Origin of the sequence: Stenotrophomonas sp. ZAC14D1_NAIMI4_1 (assembly GCF_003086775.1) — a bacterium.
Classification (GTDB): domain Bacteria; phylum Pseudomonadota; class Gammaproteobacteria; order Xanthomonadales; family Xanthomonadaceae; genus Stenotrophomonas.
The window spans coordinates 1373149-1388317 of record NZ_CP026001.1 but is presented as its reverse complement, the minus strand read 5'-3'; the positions used below and the strand labels follow the sequence as shown (position 1 = coordinate 1388317).

The following is a 15169-nucleotide window of genomic DNA, read 5'->3' as shown; positions in this document are numbered from 1 at the left end:
CGCTTTCAACGCACCCCGTCTTTCAACCGCTGCAGGATCGGCGCAAACAACGGCGCCTGCAGCGACCGCGGTGGCTTCACCGCCTCACCCTTCTCCAGCGCCTGCCAGTACGACCACGGCAGCGCCTTGTCGCCCAGTTCGTAATCCATGCCATCCCAGCCATCCTCGCGGAAGGCATAGAACGCCCAGTGCACCTGCTGCTGCTCGGCCACGGCCAGCACGTCACGCAGGTAGGCGCCACAATCCGGCCAGCGGCGCATGCAGCCGAACTCACCGATCACCATCCGGTTCGCACCGATGCCATGGGTCTTCGCCCAGTCCATCGGCTGCTGCAGGTAACTGCGCACGCGCTCCGCATCCCAGCGCTGCTTTCCCGCGCCGAACGGCACCACGGCCGGATAGCGGTAAGGCGTGGCGCGCTTCTGGTTGGGCGCACTGGTGGCCGCATAGGGCTCGTACATGTGCACGCTGTACAGCAGCTTCGTATCGTCCAGCGGCGCCGGCCAGTAATCGAAGGCATCCGCCGCCGCATACCAGCCGGCATCGAGCATCAGCGGCATGTCCGCATCCACCGCACGCACGCTGGCGATCAGCCCGCGGTAGAGCACGCGCAGATCGCGCGGACCGTCCTCCACATCGGCATACCACTGCTTCATCGCCTCGCGCGGGGCATGTTCGGCCAGCGCAGTGCCGTATTCCGGCGCCGGCTCGTTGATGAGGTTGTAGGCGGCCAGCGCGGGGTGGCCCTTCAACGCGGTGGCCAGGTCGTGCCAGAAGCGCTGCGCAGGCAGGTGGTTGTCCATCGACTGCCACAACCGCTGGTCGACCACGTCATTGTTCTTCTGCTTCCAGCGCAGCAGGGGCAGCGACAGCGGCACCAGCACCACCTTCAGGCCCGAGGCATTGGCGTCATCCAGCGCACGGCGCAGGGTGGCCACGTCGGCCTGCACCAGCCCCTGGTAGTTGTCGGCATCGCCCATCAGGAAGTCGCGGCCGCCGGCACTTTTCCACTTGTCCGGGCTCAACCGCACCCAGGTCGCGCCGGTGTCCCGCAGCGCCTGGAAATAGGCACGATCGGGCGGATTCTCGTTGAAGCTGTTGCCACCGCGCTGCGGCGTATCCCAGAAGGTGATGTCAGCGGCGAAGGCCGGAGCGGCGGTGGCGAGGGCCAGGCACAGCAGGGTGCGGCGGAGGAACATGCGGGTCTTCCATGAAGAGGAAGATCCAACGTGCGCGGCACAAACCCAACGCTGGCTGAGTGTGCGCGAGACAGCGCACGCCCGCCGGGCATGGCCCGGCGCTACCGACGCGCCCTGGTGGGTGCGAACCGCCCGCTCTGGTGGGTGCGAACCGTTGGTTCGCACGCTCTCGGTCAAAGCGCGTCCAGATCGCCCAATGCGCGGATCAACCGCCGCGCGCGCTTGTCCGGCTTGTGCTCCGGCGGCTGGAAACCATCGCGGGCGGCGATGCGCAGCGCGCGCTGTTCGGCACGGCGCGCCTTGGACGCCTCGCTTTCGGCATACAGCTGCTGCGCCACCGGCGCCGGGCCGCGCTGGTCGCTCACTCCCAGCACCTGCACCTCGAAATGCTCTTCGCCGCGGTCCACCTGCAGCTGCTCGCCCACGCGCACCGCGCGCGAGGATTTCGGGCGCTGCCCGGCCACGGCCACCTTGCCGGTTTCAATGGCCTGCTTGGCCAGGCTGCGGGTCTTGTAGAAGCGGGCCGCCCACAACCAGATATCCAGGCGGACACTGGGCGACAGCGGGGAAAGCTCGGACATCGGCAGGTACTACTCCGTGCGCTTGTTCAGGGGTCGCGGGTTGGCGGGGTCGCTGCGGCAGCCAGTGCCCCCCATCAACGTCGGCGTGCCCGCCAGGTCCTGGCGCTGGTTGCCGACCAGGCACTCAGCGCGGTCGGCGGGCCGCACCTGGGCATCACCCAGCCGGTCACCCGTCGAACATGCGGCCAGCGTGGCCACGATCAAGGCCCCCACGCAGTGCCGCGCCAGCTGTTGTCGTTGATGCATTGCCACACCCCGCAAACCGGCTTGATGCTAGTGTGCGCCTCCCGGGAATCGATCACCAGCCCATGGCCAAAGCGCCGCTCGACCTGACCTCCGGCCCCATCGGCCGCAACCTGCTGCTGTTCGCGCTGCCGATCCTGGCAGGCAACATCGCCCAGTCGCTGAACGGTTCGGTGAATGCGGTGTGGGTGGGGCGCTTCCTCGGCGAGGCGGCGCTGACCGCCACGGCCAATGCCAACAACATCATGTTCTTCCTGATCGGCTCGGTGTTCGGTTTCGGCATGGCCTCGACCATCCTGATCGGCCAGGCCATCGGCGCACGCGACATCGCCCAGGCCCGCCGCGTGGTCGGCACCAGTGCCACCTTCTTCATCGGCCTGTCGGTGATCATCGCCATCGCGGGCTGGTTCCTGGCCCACCCGCTGCTGGCCGCGATGGGCACGCCGGCCGCCTCGCTGCCGCTGGCCGAGGCCTACCTGCGCATCATCTTCCTGGCCATGCCGACGCTGTACGCATTCGCCTTCCTCAGCGCCGCCCTGCGCGGTGCCGGTGATTCGCGCACGCCGTTCCGCTTCCTGCTGGTGTCGGTGCTGCTGGATATCGCGTTGAACCCGGTGCTGATCTTCGGCCTCGGCCCGTTCCCGGCACTGGGCATTGCCGGCTCGGCCTGGGCGACGCTGGCGTCGCAGACGCTGTCGCTGACCGGCCTGCTGCTGTACATGCGGCACAAGCGGCACACGCTGTGGCTGGGGCGTGCCGACATGCACCTGTTCAAGCTCGACCTGACCATCCTGCGTGCGCTGGTGGTCAAGGGCGTGCCGATGGGCCTGCAGATGGTGCTGATCTCGCTGTCGGTCATCCTGCTGATGACCATGGTCAACCAGTACGGCACGGCCACCGGTGCCGCCTATGGTGCGTCGCTGCAGCTGTGGAACTACGTGCAGATGCCGGCGATGGCCATCGGCGCGGCGTGTTCGTCGATGGCGGCACAGAACGTCGGCGCGCAGCGCTGGGATCGTGTCCGCGGGACCGCGCGCCAGGGCATCCTGTTCAACTTCCTGCTGACCGGTGCACTGATCCTGCCGCTGGTGCTGCTGGACCAGTATTCGCTGGCGCTGTTCCTGCCGCAGGGCAGCGAATCGCTGCAGATCGCCCGCCACCTCAACCACATCGTGATCGGTTCGTTCCTGTTCTTCGGCGTCAGCTTCGTCATTTCCGGTGTGGTCCGCTCCACCGGCGCGGTCATTCCGCCATTGCTGATCCTGGCCGCCTCGCTGTGGGGCGTGCGCGTGCCCTTCGCCGAGTTCCTGCAGCCGTACTGGGGCGCTGATGCGATCTGGTGGAGCTTCCCGGCCGGCTCGCTGGTGTCGATGCTGCTGTCGCTGGCGTATTACCGCTGGGGTGGCTGGCGCAAGGCGAAGATGATCACCCCGCCACCGGCAGAACACGTGGCCACGCCATCGGAAATCCCGGCCTGCCCGCCGTCTCCGGTGGCGGACCCGGACGCCGTGGCCCGGTAGCGCCGGGCTGGCGTTGCACAGCTGTCAACCGGTAGTGCCGGCCGCTGGCCGGCAACATCGTGATTTGTGGACGTGCTACGGGCGTTGCCGGCCAGCGGCCGGCACTACCGTTTCTTCTTGCCTGCGTTGTGCTTGGCGGCTGCTCGCATCAGGGCTTTGAACGCCGTCGCATCAGGCATCGCACCTTCATGGATGTCGATCGCGCGCCGGGTGTTGCCTTCCAGGCTGGCGTTGAACAGCTGCTTCGGATCCGGCAGGGCCGCGCCGTTGGCGAAGGTCAGTTTCACCGCCTGTTTGTAGCTCTCGCCGGTGCAGAGAATGCCGTTGTGTTCCCACACCGGCGTACCGCGCCACTTCCAGGTCTCCTCCACGTCGGGCAACGCTTCGTGGATCAACGCGCGCACGCGGGCCAGGGCCTGGCCGCGCCAGTCGCCGAGTTCGGCGATGCGGGCATCGATCAGTTCGGGGGCCGGGCTCGCTTCTTCGAGGGTTTCCGGGGCTTTTCTGGGCATGTCAGCGCTCACGCGGAACAGTGGGAAAGGAAAACTAGAAGCGTACGCCCGGCAGTTCACGGACCTGCTGCAGCCAGTCCCGCAGTTGTGCCCGGTCCAGCACGCTGTCTTCGTACAGGTGCAGGTAACGGGTGGTGGCCTGCCGCGAGGGCTCGGGCGGCTCGGGCTTCAGCAGCGTGCCATGGAACAGCGCCACCTTGATGTAGCGGGTGCAGCAATGGAAGCTGAGGAACCAGCCCTGCCCTTCGGCGACGCCGTACATGGGCGAATTCCAGCGCACCGCCTTGTGCACGCCGGGCATGGCCTCGGTGATCAGCGCATCCAGCTGCTCGCCGAAAGCGCGTTTCCAGCCGGGCATGGCAGCGATGTAGGCCTGGACCGGAGCATCGCCCTCCCCTTTCGCGATCTGCGGATTGCCACCGGACAGCAGCTTCGGCGCAGCGGCGGCAGCTTGCTTGGCGGGCATCGCGCGGCGCTCCGTGGTCCGGGGTCAGCGGGTTGGCGCAGCCGGCAGGTCGCGCCACAACGGCAGACCGCGGCGCAGGCGCATGACGCGCATCACGACGGCCATCAGCAGGCCGAAAAGCACGCCGGCCAGCAGCGCGCTGAACACCGCGCCCCCTGCCGGCATGTGGGTATTGCGCCAGACCAGCAGCCACATCAACACGCCCCAGCCCACCGCGAACCAGGTACCCATCAGCAGTGCGTTGGATGCCACGCTGGCCAGGATCGGCGGTGGCGCGTTGAAGCCCATGCGCCACAGCAGGCGATGCAGCGGCGGAGCCGAGTGGCGGCGATGCACGCCCGCAAGGTCGAGATGGCGCAGGGCAGCCTGCACCTTGGGCGGGTAACGCTGTTCGGCTGTGCTCATGCCGCGACCATAGCGCCGGCGGATGCACAAACGCAAACGGCCGCCCGAAGGCGGCCGTCGCGGCAACAACCGAAGTTGTTTATCAGGCCTTTTCGGCCAGACGGGCAGCCTTGGCGGCGGCAGCGGCAGCCAGGTCTTCCTTGATGCGGGCAGCCTTGCCTTCCAGGCCACGCAGGTAGTACAGCTTGCCGGCGCGGACCTTACCACGACGCTTCACTTCGACCGAATCGATGATGGCGCTGTGGGTCTGGAAGACGCGCTCGACGCCGTAGCCGTGCGAGATCTTGCGGACGGTGAACGAGGAGTTCAGGCCGCCGTTCTTGGTCGCGATGACAACGCCTTCATAGGCCTGCACGCGCTCACGGGTACCTTCCTTCACCTTCACGTTGACGACAACGGTGTCGCCCTGGCTGAACTTCGGCAGTTCGCGGGTGATCTGGGCGGATTCGAATTCCGCGACGATGGACTTGTTCAGCTTGCTCATGGGTTACACCGATTCTTGTTCGGGTGGTCGTGTCGTGTCGACAACGTAGGCTCATGCAGTCACGGAACTGTGCTGCACGTTTGTTGTGGGTACTGCGCGCACCAGCCGGGGCTGGCGGGAATTGGCCATGATAGCCGATAAAGCCAGCCCTGCGCTAGGGGCTGGCCTTCTGTTTCTGGGCCTGGCGGGCCTGGTCCAGCAGCTTGCGGTCGGCCTTGCCCAGTGCCTGTTCATCCAGCAGGTCCGGCCGCCGCGCAGCGGTACGGGCCAACGACTGCTGGCGGCGCCAGGCGGCGATGGCCGCATGGTTGCCCGAGCGCAGCACGTCCGGCACGTCACCCAGCGGGTGCTGGGCCGGCTGGCTGTAATGCGGGCAGTCGAGCAGGCCGAGTTCGCCTTCGAAGCTGTCCTGGGCCGCCGATTCGGCGTCGTTCAGGGCACCTTCCTGCAGGCGGGCCACGGCATCGATGATGACCGCCGCGCCCAGCTCGCCGCCGGACAGCACGTAATCGCCGAGGGAAATCTCCTCGTCGACGTTGGCCTCCAGGAAGCGCTCGTCGATGCCTTCGTAACGGCCGCAGAGCAGGACCATGCGCGGCAATGCCGCCAGTTCCCGCACCTTGGCCTGGGTCAGCGGCGCGCCCTGCGGGCTGAGGTAGATCACCCGCGCCGGGGTCGGGTCGGCGTCGCGGATCGCCTGCAGGCAGGCCTGCAAGGGCTCGATCAGCATCACCATGCCCGGGCCACCGCCGAACGGACGATCGTCCACCCGGCGGTAGTTGCCTTCGGCGTAATCACGGGGGTTCCAGCCATGCAGGCTGAAAAGACCCTTCTCCTGCGCGCGCCCGACCACACCCAGCCCAGCGGACTGGGCGAGGAACTCGGGGAACAGGGTGATGACGTCGAACCGCATGCTCACACTCAGAACTCGGGATCCCAGTCGACCACGACCAGGTTGGCCTCGAAGTCGACCGACTTGACGAAGTCCGGCTGCACGAACGGGATCATCCGCTCGCGATCGCCACGGACCACGACCACATCATTGGCGCCGGTGCTGAACAGGTGCGAGACCTGGCCCAGGGCAACGCCGTCGGTGGTCTTCACATCCAGGCCTTCCAGATCGACCCAGTAATACTCGTCGGCGTTCGGCGGCGGCAGCGCACTGCGGGCCACGTAGACCTCGGTGCCGTGCATTGCCTCGACCACGTCGCGATCCTCGACGCCGGGGAACCGGGCGACCAGGTGCTTGCCGATGTCACGGCCACGAGCGCCTTCAAGCGTCGATTCCTGCCCGTTGGGGCTGCGCAGGATCCACGGCTGATAACGGAAAATGGCGGAACGAGGCTCGGTCCAGGACTCGAGCTTGATTTCGCCGCGCACACCAAAAGCGCCGACAACCCTGCCCAGCAGGATGCGGCGCTCGATATCTTTCATCTTCGTCAACCGAGAGGGCCACGCCGAAGCGTGGCCCTTCAGACTCAGGCCGCGACGGCCTGGGACTTGGCCGCTTCCTTGATCAGGTTGCGGACCTTTTCGGTCGGCTGGGCGCCGTTCTTGACCCAATGGTCAACGCGGGCCAGGTCCAGCTCGATGCGCTTCTCGCCGCCCTGGGCGACCGGGTTGTAGAAACCAACGCGCTCGATGTTGCGGCCGTCGCGCGCGCTGCGCACGTCGGTCACGATGATGTGGTAGAACGGACGCTTCTTGGCGCCGCCGCGGGTCAGTCGAATCTTGACCATGGTGTTTTTCCTATTGCCCAGTCGCCAGGATGGCGAGGTAAGCGGGCGATTATAGCGGCAGAGCGCGGCCGAGCCAACCCCAAGGGTGGCCCGCCTTCACGGTAGCGCCGGGCCATGCCCGGCGGGCCTTTCAGCCCAGACCGTCCCACGTCACCCCCGCCAGCACCGCCCTGCCCTGTTCAGCCAGGGCCTGCGAATTCGGCAGAACCTGCCCGTCGATGGCGTCCAGCGCCCACAGGCCACTGGCATTGCAGGCAAAGGCCGCCTTCACACCGGTCAGTTCGGCCAGCCGCAGCGGCTGCGTGGCCTGTGCGCCCTGCCAGTACTGCTGCAGCAACGCCTCGGCCGTCCCGCGCAGGGCCGGGGCCTGCGGCCAGAGCAGGCGTTCACCATCGTGCAGCGCCAGGTTCCAGGTGCTGCCCTCGCTGATATCGCCTGCGGCCGACACGAACAACACATCGTCGAAGCCCGCGGCCATCGCCGCCCGGCGCTCGGCAAACAGGCCGAAGGTACCCACATGCTTGATCTGCGGCAGTTCGCGCTGCCACACCACGCTGCGCACCCGCTTCGGCGCGACCAGCGCCACCGGCGCGGACACCGCCACCAGCACATCGACCGGCACGGCAGCCAACGGATTGCGGAAATCGAAGCATCGCGAATAGACCGTCACCCGCAGCGAAGCATCGCCCTGCCCTGCCTGCTGCAGCGCCTGCGCCATCCACGCCTGCACCTGCACGACATCCAGCGCACTGCCGAACAGTTCAGACGTCGCCTGCGACAGCCGCGCCAGATGCAGCGCCAGCCCCTGCACGGCGTGGCCACGCACCTGCATCGAGGTGAAGTGGCCGTAGTTGACCAGGGCCGGCAGCAGATCCTCCACCTGCGCCGGCCGGCCATTGCAGAGCACCGTCATCGCAGCAGGGCCTGCGCCTGTTGCCACATGCCGCGCAGCACGTCGGCCGCCGGTTGCGCCGGTGCCATCCATGCCGACTGCCCTGCCCAGGCCTGCATCGCAGCCAGGCGGTTTTCCTGCGCCGCCTGCTTGCGCATCGGCGCGGTCAGGCCGCGCTGCACCGGATACGGGCGCGGCGCCGGAGCGCCTTCGGCAACAGCGGCACGCACGTATGGCGTTGCCAGGCCACGGCCCAGGCGGCCACTGAAGGCGCGGGTCGGCCAGATGTCTTCGGGTTCGCTCGCGGCCAGCCCGTCCGCCCACGCCGAAGCGATCGCCGCTTCCGGTGTACGCAGGAAGGCGGTGCCGATCTGCACTGCGCTGGCGCCGAGGGTCAGTGCGGCCGCGATGCCGCGCCCATCGGCAATGCCGCCGGCGGCGATCACCGGTATCTGCAGGTGGTCGGCCAGGCGGGGCAGCAGCGCGAACAGGCCTACCAGCTGGCGCTCGGCCAGGCTGGGATCAAACGCGCCACGATGGCCACCGGCTTCGGCGCCCTGCGCCACCACCGCGTCAGCACCCGCGTCCTGCGCGGCGCGCGCTTCGGCCAGCGTGGTCGCGCAGGCGATCCAGGCAATGCCGGCGTCCTTCAACTGCTGCACGTGGCGCGGCGACAGCACGCCCATGATGGTCGAGGCCACGGCCGGGCGCGCAGCGAGCAGCGCCGCGAACTGTTCGTCGAAATCGGCCGGCGTGGCGTCGGCGGCGCTGGCAGGCACCTCCGGCCCCCACTGCGCGAGGAAGGCACGGCTGGCCGCTTCGGCGGTGACGTCACGGGCGGGCGACGGATCCGGCAGCCACAGGTTCACCTGTGCCGGGCCTGCGGACGCGGCGCGGAAATCGTCCATCCAGCGGCCGATATCATCGGCCGGCGACAGCACCGCCCCCATCGCGCCCATGCTGCCGGCATTGGCCAGCGCGGCCGACAGCGGCACCGGACAGGCACCAGCCATCGGCGCCAGCAGGATCGGTACGGAAACGCCGAAGCGCTGGCAGAACGCCTCGGCGCGGGAAATAACAGCAGACATCTGCATGGGGCCTATCGTTTCGGACAGGCCCCCATGGTGCGCGCATGAGAGGGGTAGAGTCGAGCTTGCTCGACTGTCGTGCGCCTGCCGCAGTCGAGCAAGCTCGACTCTACGGGGGCGCGGCTCAGCGTGCCGACACCGCGTAGGTGCGGACCAGCTGGCTGTCCATTTCCTCGTTGAACTGGAAGGTCACATAGCGCGCGTCGTCGGCCGCGAATTCCTCTTCGGCACTGGCACGGCCGATCTCGGCACCCTCGCCGTCCAGCGCGCGTGCCACCAGTTTGCCCTTGAATGCCTTGTCAGCCACGACGTAGACCGCCGCTTCCTTGGAGCCCATGCCACGGCTCTTGCCCAAGGTGACCGTGAGCCCGTGCGCGGCCAGGCCCGGATCGACCTGCAGCGTCACGTTCATCTTCTTGTCCACGCCTTCGCCCAGCCCGGCCACGAAATCGGCGGCGGTGCCGCTGATGGCGCTGCCGGCCTTCTGCGACATCGAGGTGTCGTCCTTGCAGGCAACCAGCGCCAAGGCCAGCGCCATCACCATGATCGACTTGTTCATCAGCATTCCCTTGTCAGATGTAGCGCGTAGTCAAGCAATACAGCCAAGGCCACGCAAGTGCCGATCCCGGCACCCGCGCCGCCCTCCGGCATCAACGGAACGGCAGGCCGCGGCCGCCCATGGCGCCCATCATGCCCTTCATGCTGCGCATCATGCCCTTCATGCCACCGCCGGCCATCTTGCTCATCATCTTTTCCATCTGCATGTACTGCTTCATGAGCTTGTTGACGTCGGCCGGGGTCACGCCCGAGCCCTTGGCGATGCGCGCGCGGCGCGAGCCGTTGAGCAGGTTCGGGTTGCGCCGTTCCTTCTTGGTCATCGAACTGATGATGGCGATCATGCGCGGCACTTCCTTGCCCTGGCTGACCTGCTGCTTCAGGTGCTCGGGGATGTTGCCCAGGCCCGGCAGCTTGTCCATCAGGCCGCCGATGCCGCCCATGTTCTGCATCTGCTCGAGCTGGTCGCGCATGTCGTTCAGGTCGAACTTCTTGCCCTTGGCGACCTTCTCGGCCAGCTTGGCGGCCTTGTCCTTGTCGACCTGCTGCTCGACCTGCTCGACCAGCGACAGCACGTCGCCCATGTCCAGGATGCGGCTGGCGATACGGTCCGGGTGGAACACGTCCAGGCCTTCCGGCTTTTCGCTGACACCGACGAACTTGATCGGCTTGCCGGTGATGTAGCGCACGCTCAGCGCGGCACCGCCACGGGCGTCACCGTCGGTCTTGGTCAGCACCACGCCGGTCAGCGGCAGCGCATCACCGAAAGCCTTGGCGGTGTTGGCCGCGTCCTGGCCGGTCATGGCGTCGACCACGAACAGGGTTTCAGCCGGGTTGACCGCCGCGTGCAGGGCCTTGATCTCGGCCATCATCGCTTCGTCGATGGCCAGGCGGCCGGCGGTATCGACCAGCAGCACGTCTACGAACGACCTGCGTGCATCGTCGATGGCCGCGCGCACGATGGCTTCCGGCTTCTGGTCGGCGCTGGACGGGAAGAACAGCACGCCGACCTGCTCGGCCAGGGTCTTCAGCTGTTCGATCGCGGCCGGACGGTAGACGTCGGCCGAGACCACCATCACCTTCTTCTTGCGCTTTTCCTTCAGGTGCTTGGCCAGCTTGCCCACCGTGGTGGTCTTGCCGGCGCCCTGCAGGCCTGCCATCAGGATGATGGCCGGGGCGGGAACATTGAGGTTCAGGTCGCTGGCTTCGGCGCCCATCACCGCGGTCAGCTCGTCGCGCACGACCTTGATGAGGGCCTGGCCCGGGGTCAGCGACTTCAGCACTTCCTGGCCGACCGCACGCACCTTGATGCGCTCGATCAGGGCCTGCACCACCGGCAATGCGACGTCGGCCTCAAGCAGCGCGATGCGTACTTCGCGGGTCGCCTCGCGGATGTTCTCCTCGGTCAGGCGGCCACGGCCACGCAGGCGCTCGATGGTGCCGGAAAGGCGCTGGGTCAGGGACTCGAACATGCGGCGCAACCTGTCTGAAAGCGGGGGACAATAAGGCAGACAGTATAGCGGGTCCGTCCACCCTGCCGGGCTGCGACCACGGGGCCGTCGCCAGCATCCCGGGGGTATGCGAAACTGCAACGATGTTAATCGTTCTCATCGCCGCCCTGCTCTATCTGGCCGCCAGCGCCCTGCTGGTGCGTGCGCTTGGCCGCGATGATGCCGTCGGCTCGCCCGTCTGGTTGTGGCCGGCGCTGCCGGCCATGCTGCTGCACGGCGGTTACCACGTGCTGGTGGCGATGCGCACGACCGGCGGCCCGGACATGCATTTCTTCGCCGCGCTGTCGCTGGTCGGCCTGGGCATGGCCTGGCTGACCTCGCTGGTGGGCGCGCGCGGGCGCATGTCGGCGCTGGGCGTGGTGGTGTTCCCGCTGGCCGCGCTGCTGCTGGCGGTCTACCACGGCTATGGCCACGAACCGAGCAAGCTGCTGGGCTGGCGCCTGGCCAGCCACGCCTGGCTGGCGCTGCTGGCCTACGCCACGCTGAGCATCGCCGCCCTGCTGGCGATCATGCTGTGGCTGCAGGAACGGGCGCTGCGCCGCCGTGAATTCCGCCCGTGGCTGCGTGCGCTGCCGCCGCTGGCCGACCTGGAAGCACTGCTGTTCCGGGTCATCACCGTGGGCTTCGCCCTGCTCACCCTCACCCTGGTCACCGGCGTGCTGTTCGTCGATGACCTGCTGGCGCAGAAGCTGGTGCACAAGACCGTGCTCAGCGTGCTGTCGTGGATCGTGTTCGGCGTGCTGCTGATCGGCCGCCGCCGCTACGGCTGGCGCGGGGTGAAGGCGGTGCACTGGACGCTGTCGGCAATGCTGTTGCTGCTGCTGGCGTTCTTCGGCAGCCAGTTCGTGATCGAACTGGTGTTCGGGCATACGCGGTAAAGGCGTGCCGGCCGACGGTCGGCACCCACGGTAGTGCCGGCCGCTGGCCGGCAACACAATCCCATGCCATTGCCGGCCAGCGGCCGGCACTACCTTCAGGGGATGGGCTGGGCGAGGATCTTCCGCACCGACTGGCCGCCGTTGGTGATCACGTCGTCCACCTGCCAGCAGCCCTTGCCGTGGCGGACCATCGGCAGGCGGGTGAGGTGGGCGCTCTTCCACACCGAGTAGCTCAGCGTGACCTCACCGGCCGTGGCCGAGACGGGCTTCCAGCCGTAGCGCACGGCGCTGTCGATCTCGCCGTCCTGGCCATCCAGCCAGGGGTCCGAATCGATCGTGCAGATGCCCTCCTCGCGTACCTGGCAGGCACGCTCCTCGCGCAGCGCCTTGGCGAAGGCCGGGCTGACCAGGGCCGGCGGCGCGTCCAGCACGCGGCCGTCGTCACCGGAGGTGGCCTCGAAGAACGCACGGGCCACGCCCGCCGCATCCTCGCAGGCCGGTGCAGCGTACGCGGCCGGGGCCAGCAGCAGGCTGGCGATCATCAACATCCGTGTGTTCCGCATGGTTTTCTCCTTGAGGCGGGGACGCCGGGCATGGCCCGGCGCTACCGGATTTGCTGGGGACGCCGGGCATGGCCCGGCGCTACCGGATTCGCTGGGGACGCCGGGCATGGCCCGGCGCTACCGGATTCGCGCGGGGGTAGCGCCGGGCCATGCCCGGCGAGCGCGCAGCGCGGTGAAACCTACAGGCCGTACCGCTCGATCACATCCAGGTGCGGCTGCCGTTCCTGGTCACAGGCTTCAGCCAGGCGCAGCCAGCACTGCGGGTGCGACCAGCCGGCGGTGGACTGCTGCAGGTAACGATGCAGCGCCAGCGGCGCATGCCCCTGCGGCTGGGCCACGGTGAACAGCAGGCCCGGCAGGGTGCCCTCCTCCGCATCCGGATCGGTCACGGTGTAGTCGGGGCGGCTGTGCGCCCAGACCTGCCAGCCCTGCGCTTCGGCGCCTTCCACGAATGCGTTCCAGGCCTCCTCGCCCGGGTGCGCGCCGTCGATCAGCCAGCTGCGCTCGAAGCCGCCGCGCTCCAGCACGTGCACCTGCGCATAGGTCGGGATGAAGTGCTGACGCTGCTCTTCTTCCTCCGGCGCCGGATGCACCAGCGCGGCATCGAACACCACCCAGTCGCCCACCTGCTGGGCACGGTTGGCCGGTGCGTTCTCGACGATGCGCGCGGTCACCGGGCCGGTGCGGCGTGCGTAGTACTCCATCGGCTCGCCCTGTTCCAGGCTGCGGATGATCACCCAGCCCCAAGGTTCCTCGACCACGCCGTCCTGGCTGGTCAGCTCCATGCCGATGGCAGCGGCCGAGCGGCGCACCGCCTCCCAGTCGCCTGCGGCACTGGCCGCGCTCATGTGGTCCCAGTGCGCGGCGTTGGCATCTTCCAGCGTCTCCACCAGCTGCGCGTAGCAGGCCTGTGCATCGCTGAAGCGGCCGGTTTCCATGTACATGCGGGCCAGCGTGCCACGTGCGCCGTGCGAACCCGGCGACAGCGCCAGCAGCGCCTGCGCGGCCTGCTCCAGCGCCGGCCAGTCGGACACGCGGCGTGCGCGCTGCACCTCGCACCAGTGCGCGAACACCGGCACGCTGCCGCGATAGGTGTCAGCCAGGCGGCGCAGGCCATCGTCGTCGCCCTGCTCGGTCAACCAGCGCATCAGGGTGTAGGCAGCAGCACCATCTTCATGGGCATGGGCACGCACGAAGTCCCACAGCAGCGCGCGCGCCTCGGCCTGCGCACCACAGGCATTGAGCGCCGATGCGGCCACCTCGGCCAGCGCTTCGTCGTCCGGGCACTGCGCGTGCGCCTGCAGCAGCCACTGCGCTTCGCGCTCGGGATCGCGCGACTGGTCCTGCTCGCCGCGCGCTTCCAGCCAGGCCAGCAGTTCGGACGCCGGCACCGGCAGCGGTTCCACCTCGGGCAGTGCGTCGATGCGTGCGGCCAGGCCGGCCACGCGCTCGCTGGCACCCCGATCCTGGCGCAGCTGCGCCAGATGGGTACGGGCCAGGCCGAGCTGGCGCTGTGCCACCCAGCGCGCGCCGCGCTGCAGGGCCAGTTCCAGGCTCAGTGCCGCCAGCTCGATCACCAGGCGGTGCGCGCCGACGCTGGCGAAGTGCTCGATGATGGTGTTGAAACGCGTGCCCAGGTTCCAGGTGTTGCGGGCCGGGTCGCGGCTGCACAGCAGCGCCACCGTCGTGGCCCACAGCCGCCAGGTGTTCGGGGTCAGTTCGCTCCACGGCACCAGCTGCTGCAGCGCTTCTTCGTCGCGGCCGAGCTGGGCCAGCGCCCAGGCGCGCGACAGGCGGCGCGGCACCGTGCAGTTGGCCGGTTCGTACTCGCCGGCGGCGGCCACTTCGGCTTCGCGCTGCTCGATCAGCACCATCGCCTCTTCGGCACGGCCGCTGGCCAGCAGGATCTTGATCTGCATTTCCGGGAAGCTGTCGAACACTTCCTTGCCGCGCGCTTCCACCGCATCGGCCTGCACCTTCAGATAATCCAGTGCATCCTGCGCACGGCCGTCATCGAGCAGGGCATCGGCCTTTTCGCAGCTCAGGCACTGGAAGCAGGCCCAGGTCGGATCGATACGCGCCAGCGTTTCATCGCACACTTCGATGCGCTCGGGCACCCAGCCCGGGCCGTCGATGTTGCCGTAGCAGGCGGCCAGATCCTGGGTCACGCAGATCGACTGCGGGCACTCCAGGGTGTCTTCGCGGTGCGCGCGCTCGAACAGCGAGACGGCTTCGCCCAGTGCGCTCTCGCCTTCGACGCGGTTGCCCACGCGGTTGCGCAGGGCCCAGTGGCCGACATAGACGTCGACCCAGGGATTGTCCAGCGCCTTGCCCAGCGCACGCGCCTCGGGCAGCAGCGCATCGACGCGGTCGACCTGCAGTTCACTGACTTCGTCGGCAAGGCGGGTCAGCAGGTGCGCGTTCTGCGCCTGGCCTGCCTGGCGCAGGTCTTCCTGCAGCTTTTCGACCCAGTTCCAGATATCCATGGGGGTTGGTGCTCCTGTCTAGCGTGAGGCTGGATGAGAGAAAGTGT

18 protein-coding genes are annotated in these 15169 nt (G+C 68.2%); 2 read left to right on the top strand and 16 right to left on the bottom strand.

Annotated features, from left to right (window positions below):
- Positions 1-5: 5 nt before the first annotated feature.
- The 3 genes from C1927_RS06450 to C1927_RS06440 form a co-directional block, all read right to left on the bottom strand.
- Positions 6-1199, bottom strand: coding sequence for a cellulase family glycosylhydrolase (locus C1927_RS06450; RefSeq protein WP_079221135.1), 1194 nt, complete (start codon positions 1197-1199; stop codon positions 6-8).
- Positions 1200-1372: 173 nt separating this feature from the next.
- The gene (locus C1927_RS06445) at positions 1373-1780 is read right to left on the bottom strand and encodes an RNA-binding S4 domain-containing protein (RefSeq protein ID WP_079221134.1); all 408 of its coding nucleotides are present in this window, start codon (positions 1778-1780) and stop codon (positions 1373-1375) included.
- 9 nt (positions 1781-1789) lie between these two features.
- Complete coding sequence (locus C1927_RS06440; RefSeq protein ID WP_079221133.1) at positions 1790-2026, bottom strand: hypothetical protein; 237 nt, start codon at positions 2024-2026, stop codon at positions 1790-1792.
- A 62-nt stretch (positions 2027-2088) separates the two neighbouring features.
- Here C1927_RS06440 and C1927_RS06435 point away from each other — a divergent pair, with 62 nt between their 5' ends.
- The gene (locus C1927_RS06435) at positions 2089-3543 is read left to right on the top strand and encodes an MATE family efflux transporter (RefSeq protein WP_108746213.1); all 1455 of its coding nucleotides are present in this window, start codon (positions 2089-2091) and stop codon (positions 3541-3543) included.
- 104 nt (positions 3544-3647) lie between these two features.
- On the opposite strand, the gene C1927_RS06430 is transcribed toward C1927_RS06435, so the two are convergent.
- From C1927_RS06430 to ffh, 11 genes are all read right to left on the bottom strand, one after another.
- Positions 3648-4055: a DUF1801 domain-containing protein gene (locus C1927_RS06430; protein WP_079221131.1), complete on the bottom strand. Its 408-nt coding sequence runs from the start codon at positions 4053-4055 to the stop codon at positions 3648-3650.
- 34 nt (positions 4056-4089) lie between these two features.
- Entirely contained in the window at positions 4090-4521 is a 432-nt protein-coding gene (locus C1927_RS06425; protein ID WP_079221130.1) for a DUF1801 domain-containing protein, read from the bottom strand.
- 24 nt (positions 4522-4545) lie between these two features.
- Positions 4546-4926 carry a DUF6404 family protein gene (locus tag C1927_RS06420; protein ID WP_079221129.1) on the bottom strand — a complete coding sequence of 127 codons (381 nt, stop codon included), beginning with the start codon at positions 4924-4926 and terminating at the stop codon, positions 4546-4548.
- A gap of 82 nt (positions 4927-5008) precedes the next feature.
- Entirely contained in the window at positions 5009-5410 is a 402-nt protein-coding gene (rplS, locus tag C1927_RS06415) for a 50S ribosomal protein L19 (RefSeq protein WP_079221128.1), read from the bottom strand.
- Positions 5411-5564: 154 nt separating this feature from the next.
- Positions 5565-6323 carry a tRNA (guanosine(37)-N1)-methyltransferase TrmD gene (trmD, locus tag C1927_RS06410; protein WP_079225157.1) on the bottom strand — a complete coding sequence of 253 codons (759 nt, stop codon included), beginning with the start codon at positions 6321-6323 and terminating at the stop codon, positions 5565-5567.
- A gap of 8 nt (positions 6324-6331) precedes the next feature.
- On the bottom strand, positions 6332-6844 hold the full coding sequence (gene rimM / locus C1927_RS06405) for a ribosome maturation factor RimM (RefSeq protein WP_079225156.1): 513 nt from the start codon (positions 6842-6844) through the stop codon (positions 6332-6334).
- Between the two features lie 44 nt (positions 6845-6888).
- Positions 6889-7149 carry a 30S ribosomal protein S16 gene (gene rpsP / locus C1927_RS06400; protein WP_079221127.1) on the bottom strand — a complete coding sequence of 87 codons (261 nt, stop codon included), beginning with the start codon at positions 7147-7149 and terminating at the stop codon, positions 6889-6891.
- Positions 7150-7279: 130 nt separating this feature from the next.
- Complete coding sequence (locus tag C1927_RS06395; protein ID WP_079221126.1) at positions 7280-8062, bottom strand: aminotransferase class IV family protein; 783 nt, start codon at positions 8060-8062, stop codon at positions 7280-7282.
- Positions 8059-9135 (bottom strand): nitronate monooxygenase, encoded by a 1077-nt coding sequence (locus tag C1927_RS06390; RefSeq protein ID WP_108746212.1) that lies wholly within the window; start codon positions 9133-9135, stop codon positions 8059-8061. Before C1927_RS06390 ends, C1927_RS06395 begins: the two co-directional genes overlap by 4 nt.
- A gap of 118 nt (positions 9136-9253) precedes the next feature.
- Entirely contained in the window at positions 9254-9688 is a 435-nt protein-coding gene (locus C1927_RS06385) for a hypothetical protein (RefSeq protein ID WP_152027057.1), read from the bottom strand.
- A gap of 91 nt (positions 9689-9779) precedes the next feature.
- A complete protein-coding gene (gene ffh / locus C1927_RS06380) occupies positions 9780-11156 on the bottom strand; it encodes a signal recognition particle protein (RefSeq protein ID WP_079221123.1) in 1377 nt (458 codons plus the stop codon).
- A 122-nt stretch (positions 11157-11278) separates the two neighbouring features.
- Here ffh and ccsA point away from each other — a divergent pair, with 122 nt between their 5' ends.
- Complete coding sequence (gene ccsA / locus C1927_RS06375; protein ID WP_108746211.1) at positions 11279-12073, top strand: cytochrome c biogenesis protein CcsA; 795 nt, start codon at positions 11279-11281, stop codon at positions 12071-12073.
- Positions 12074-12168: 95 nt separating this feature from the next.
- On the opposite strand, the gene C1927_RS06370 is transcribed toward ccsA, so the two are convergent.
- Positions 12169-12636 (bottom strand): hypothetical protein, encoded by a 468-nt coding sequence (locus C1927_RS06370; RefSeq protein ID WP_108746210.1) that lies wholly within the window; start codon positions 12634-12636, stop codon positions 12169-12171.
- A 179-nt stretch (positions 12637-12815) separates the two neighbouring features.
- The gene (locus C1927_RS06365) at positions 12816-15122 is read right to left on the bottom strand and encodes a tetratricopeptide repeat protein (RefSeq protein WP_108746209.1); all 2307 of its coding nucleotides are present in this window, start codon (positions 15120-15122) and stop codon (positions 12816-12818) included.
- Positions 15123-15169 lie beyond the last annotated feature (47 nt).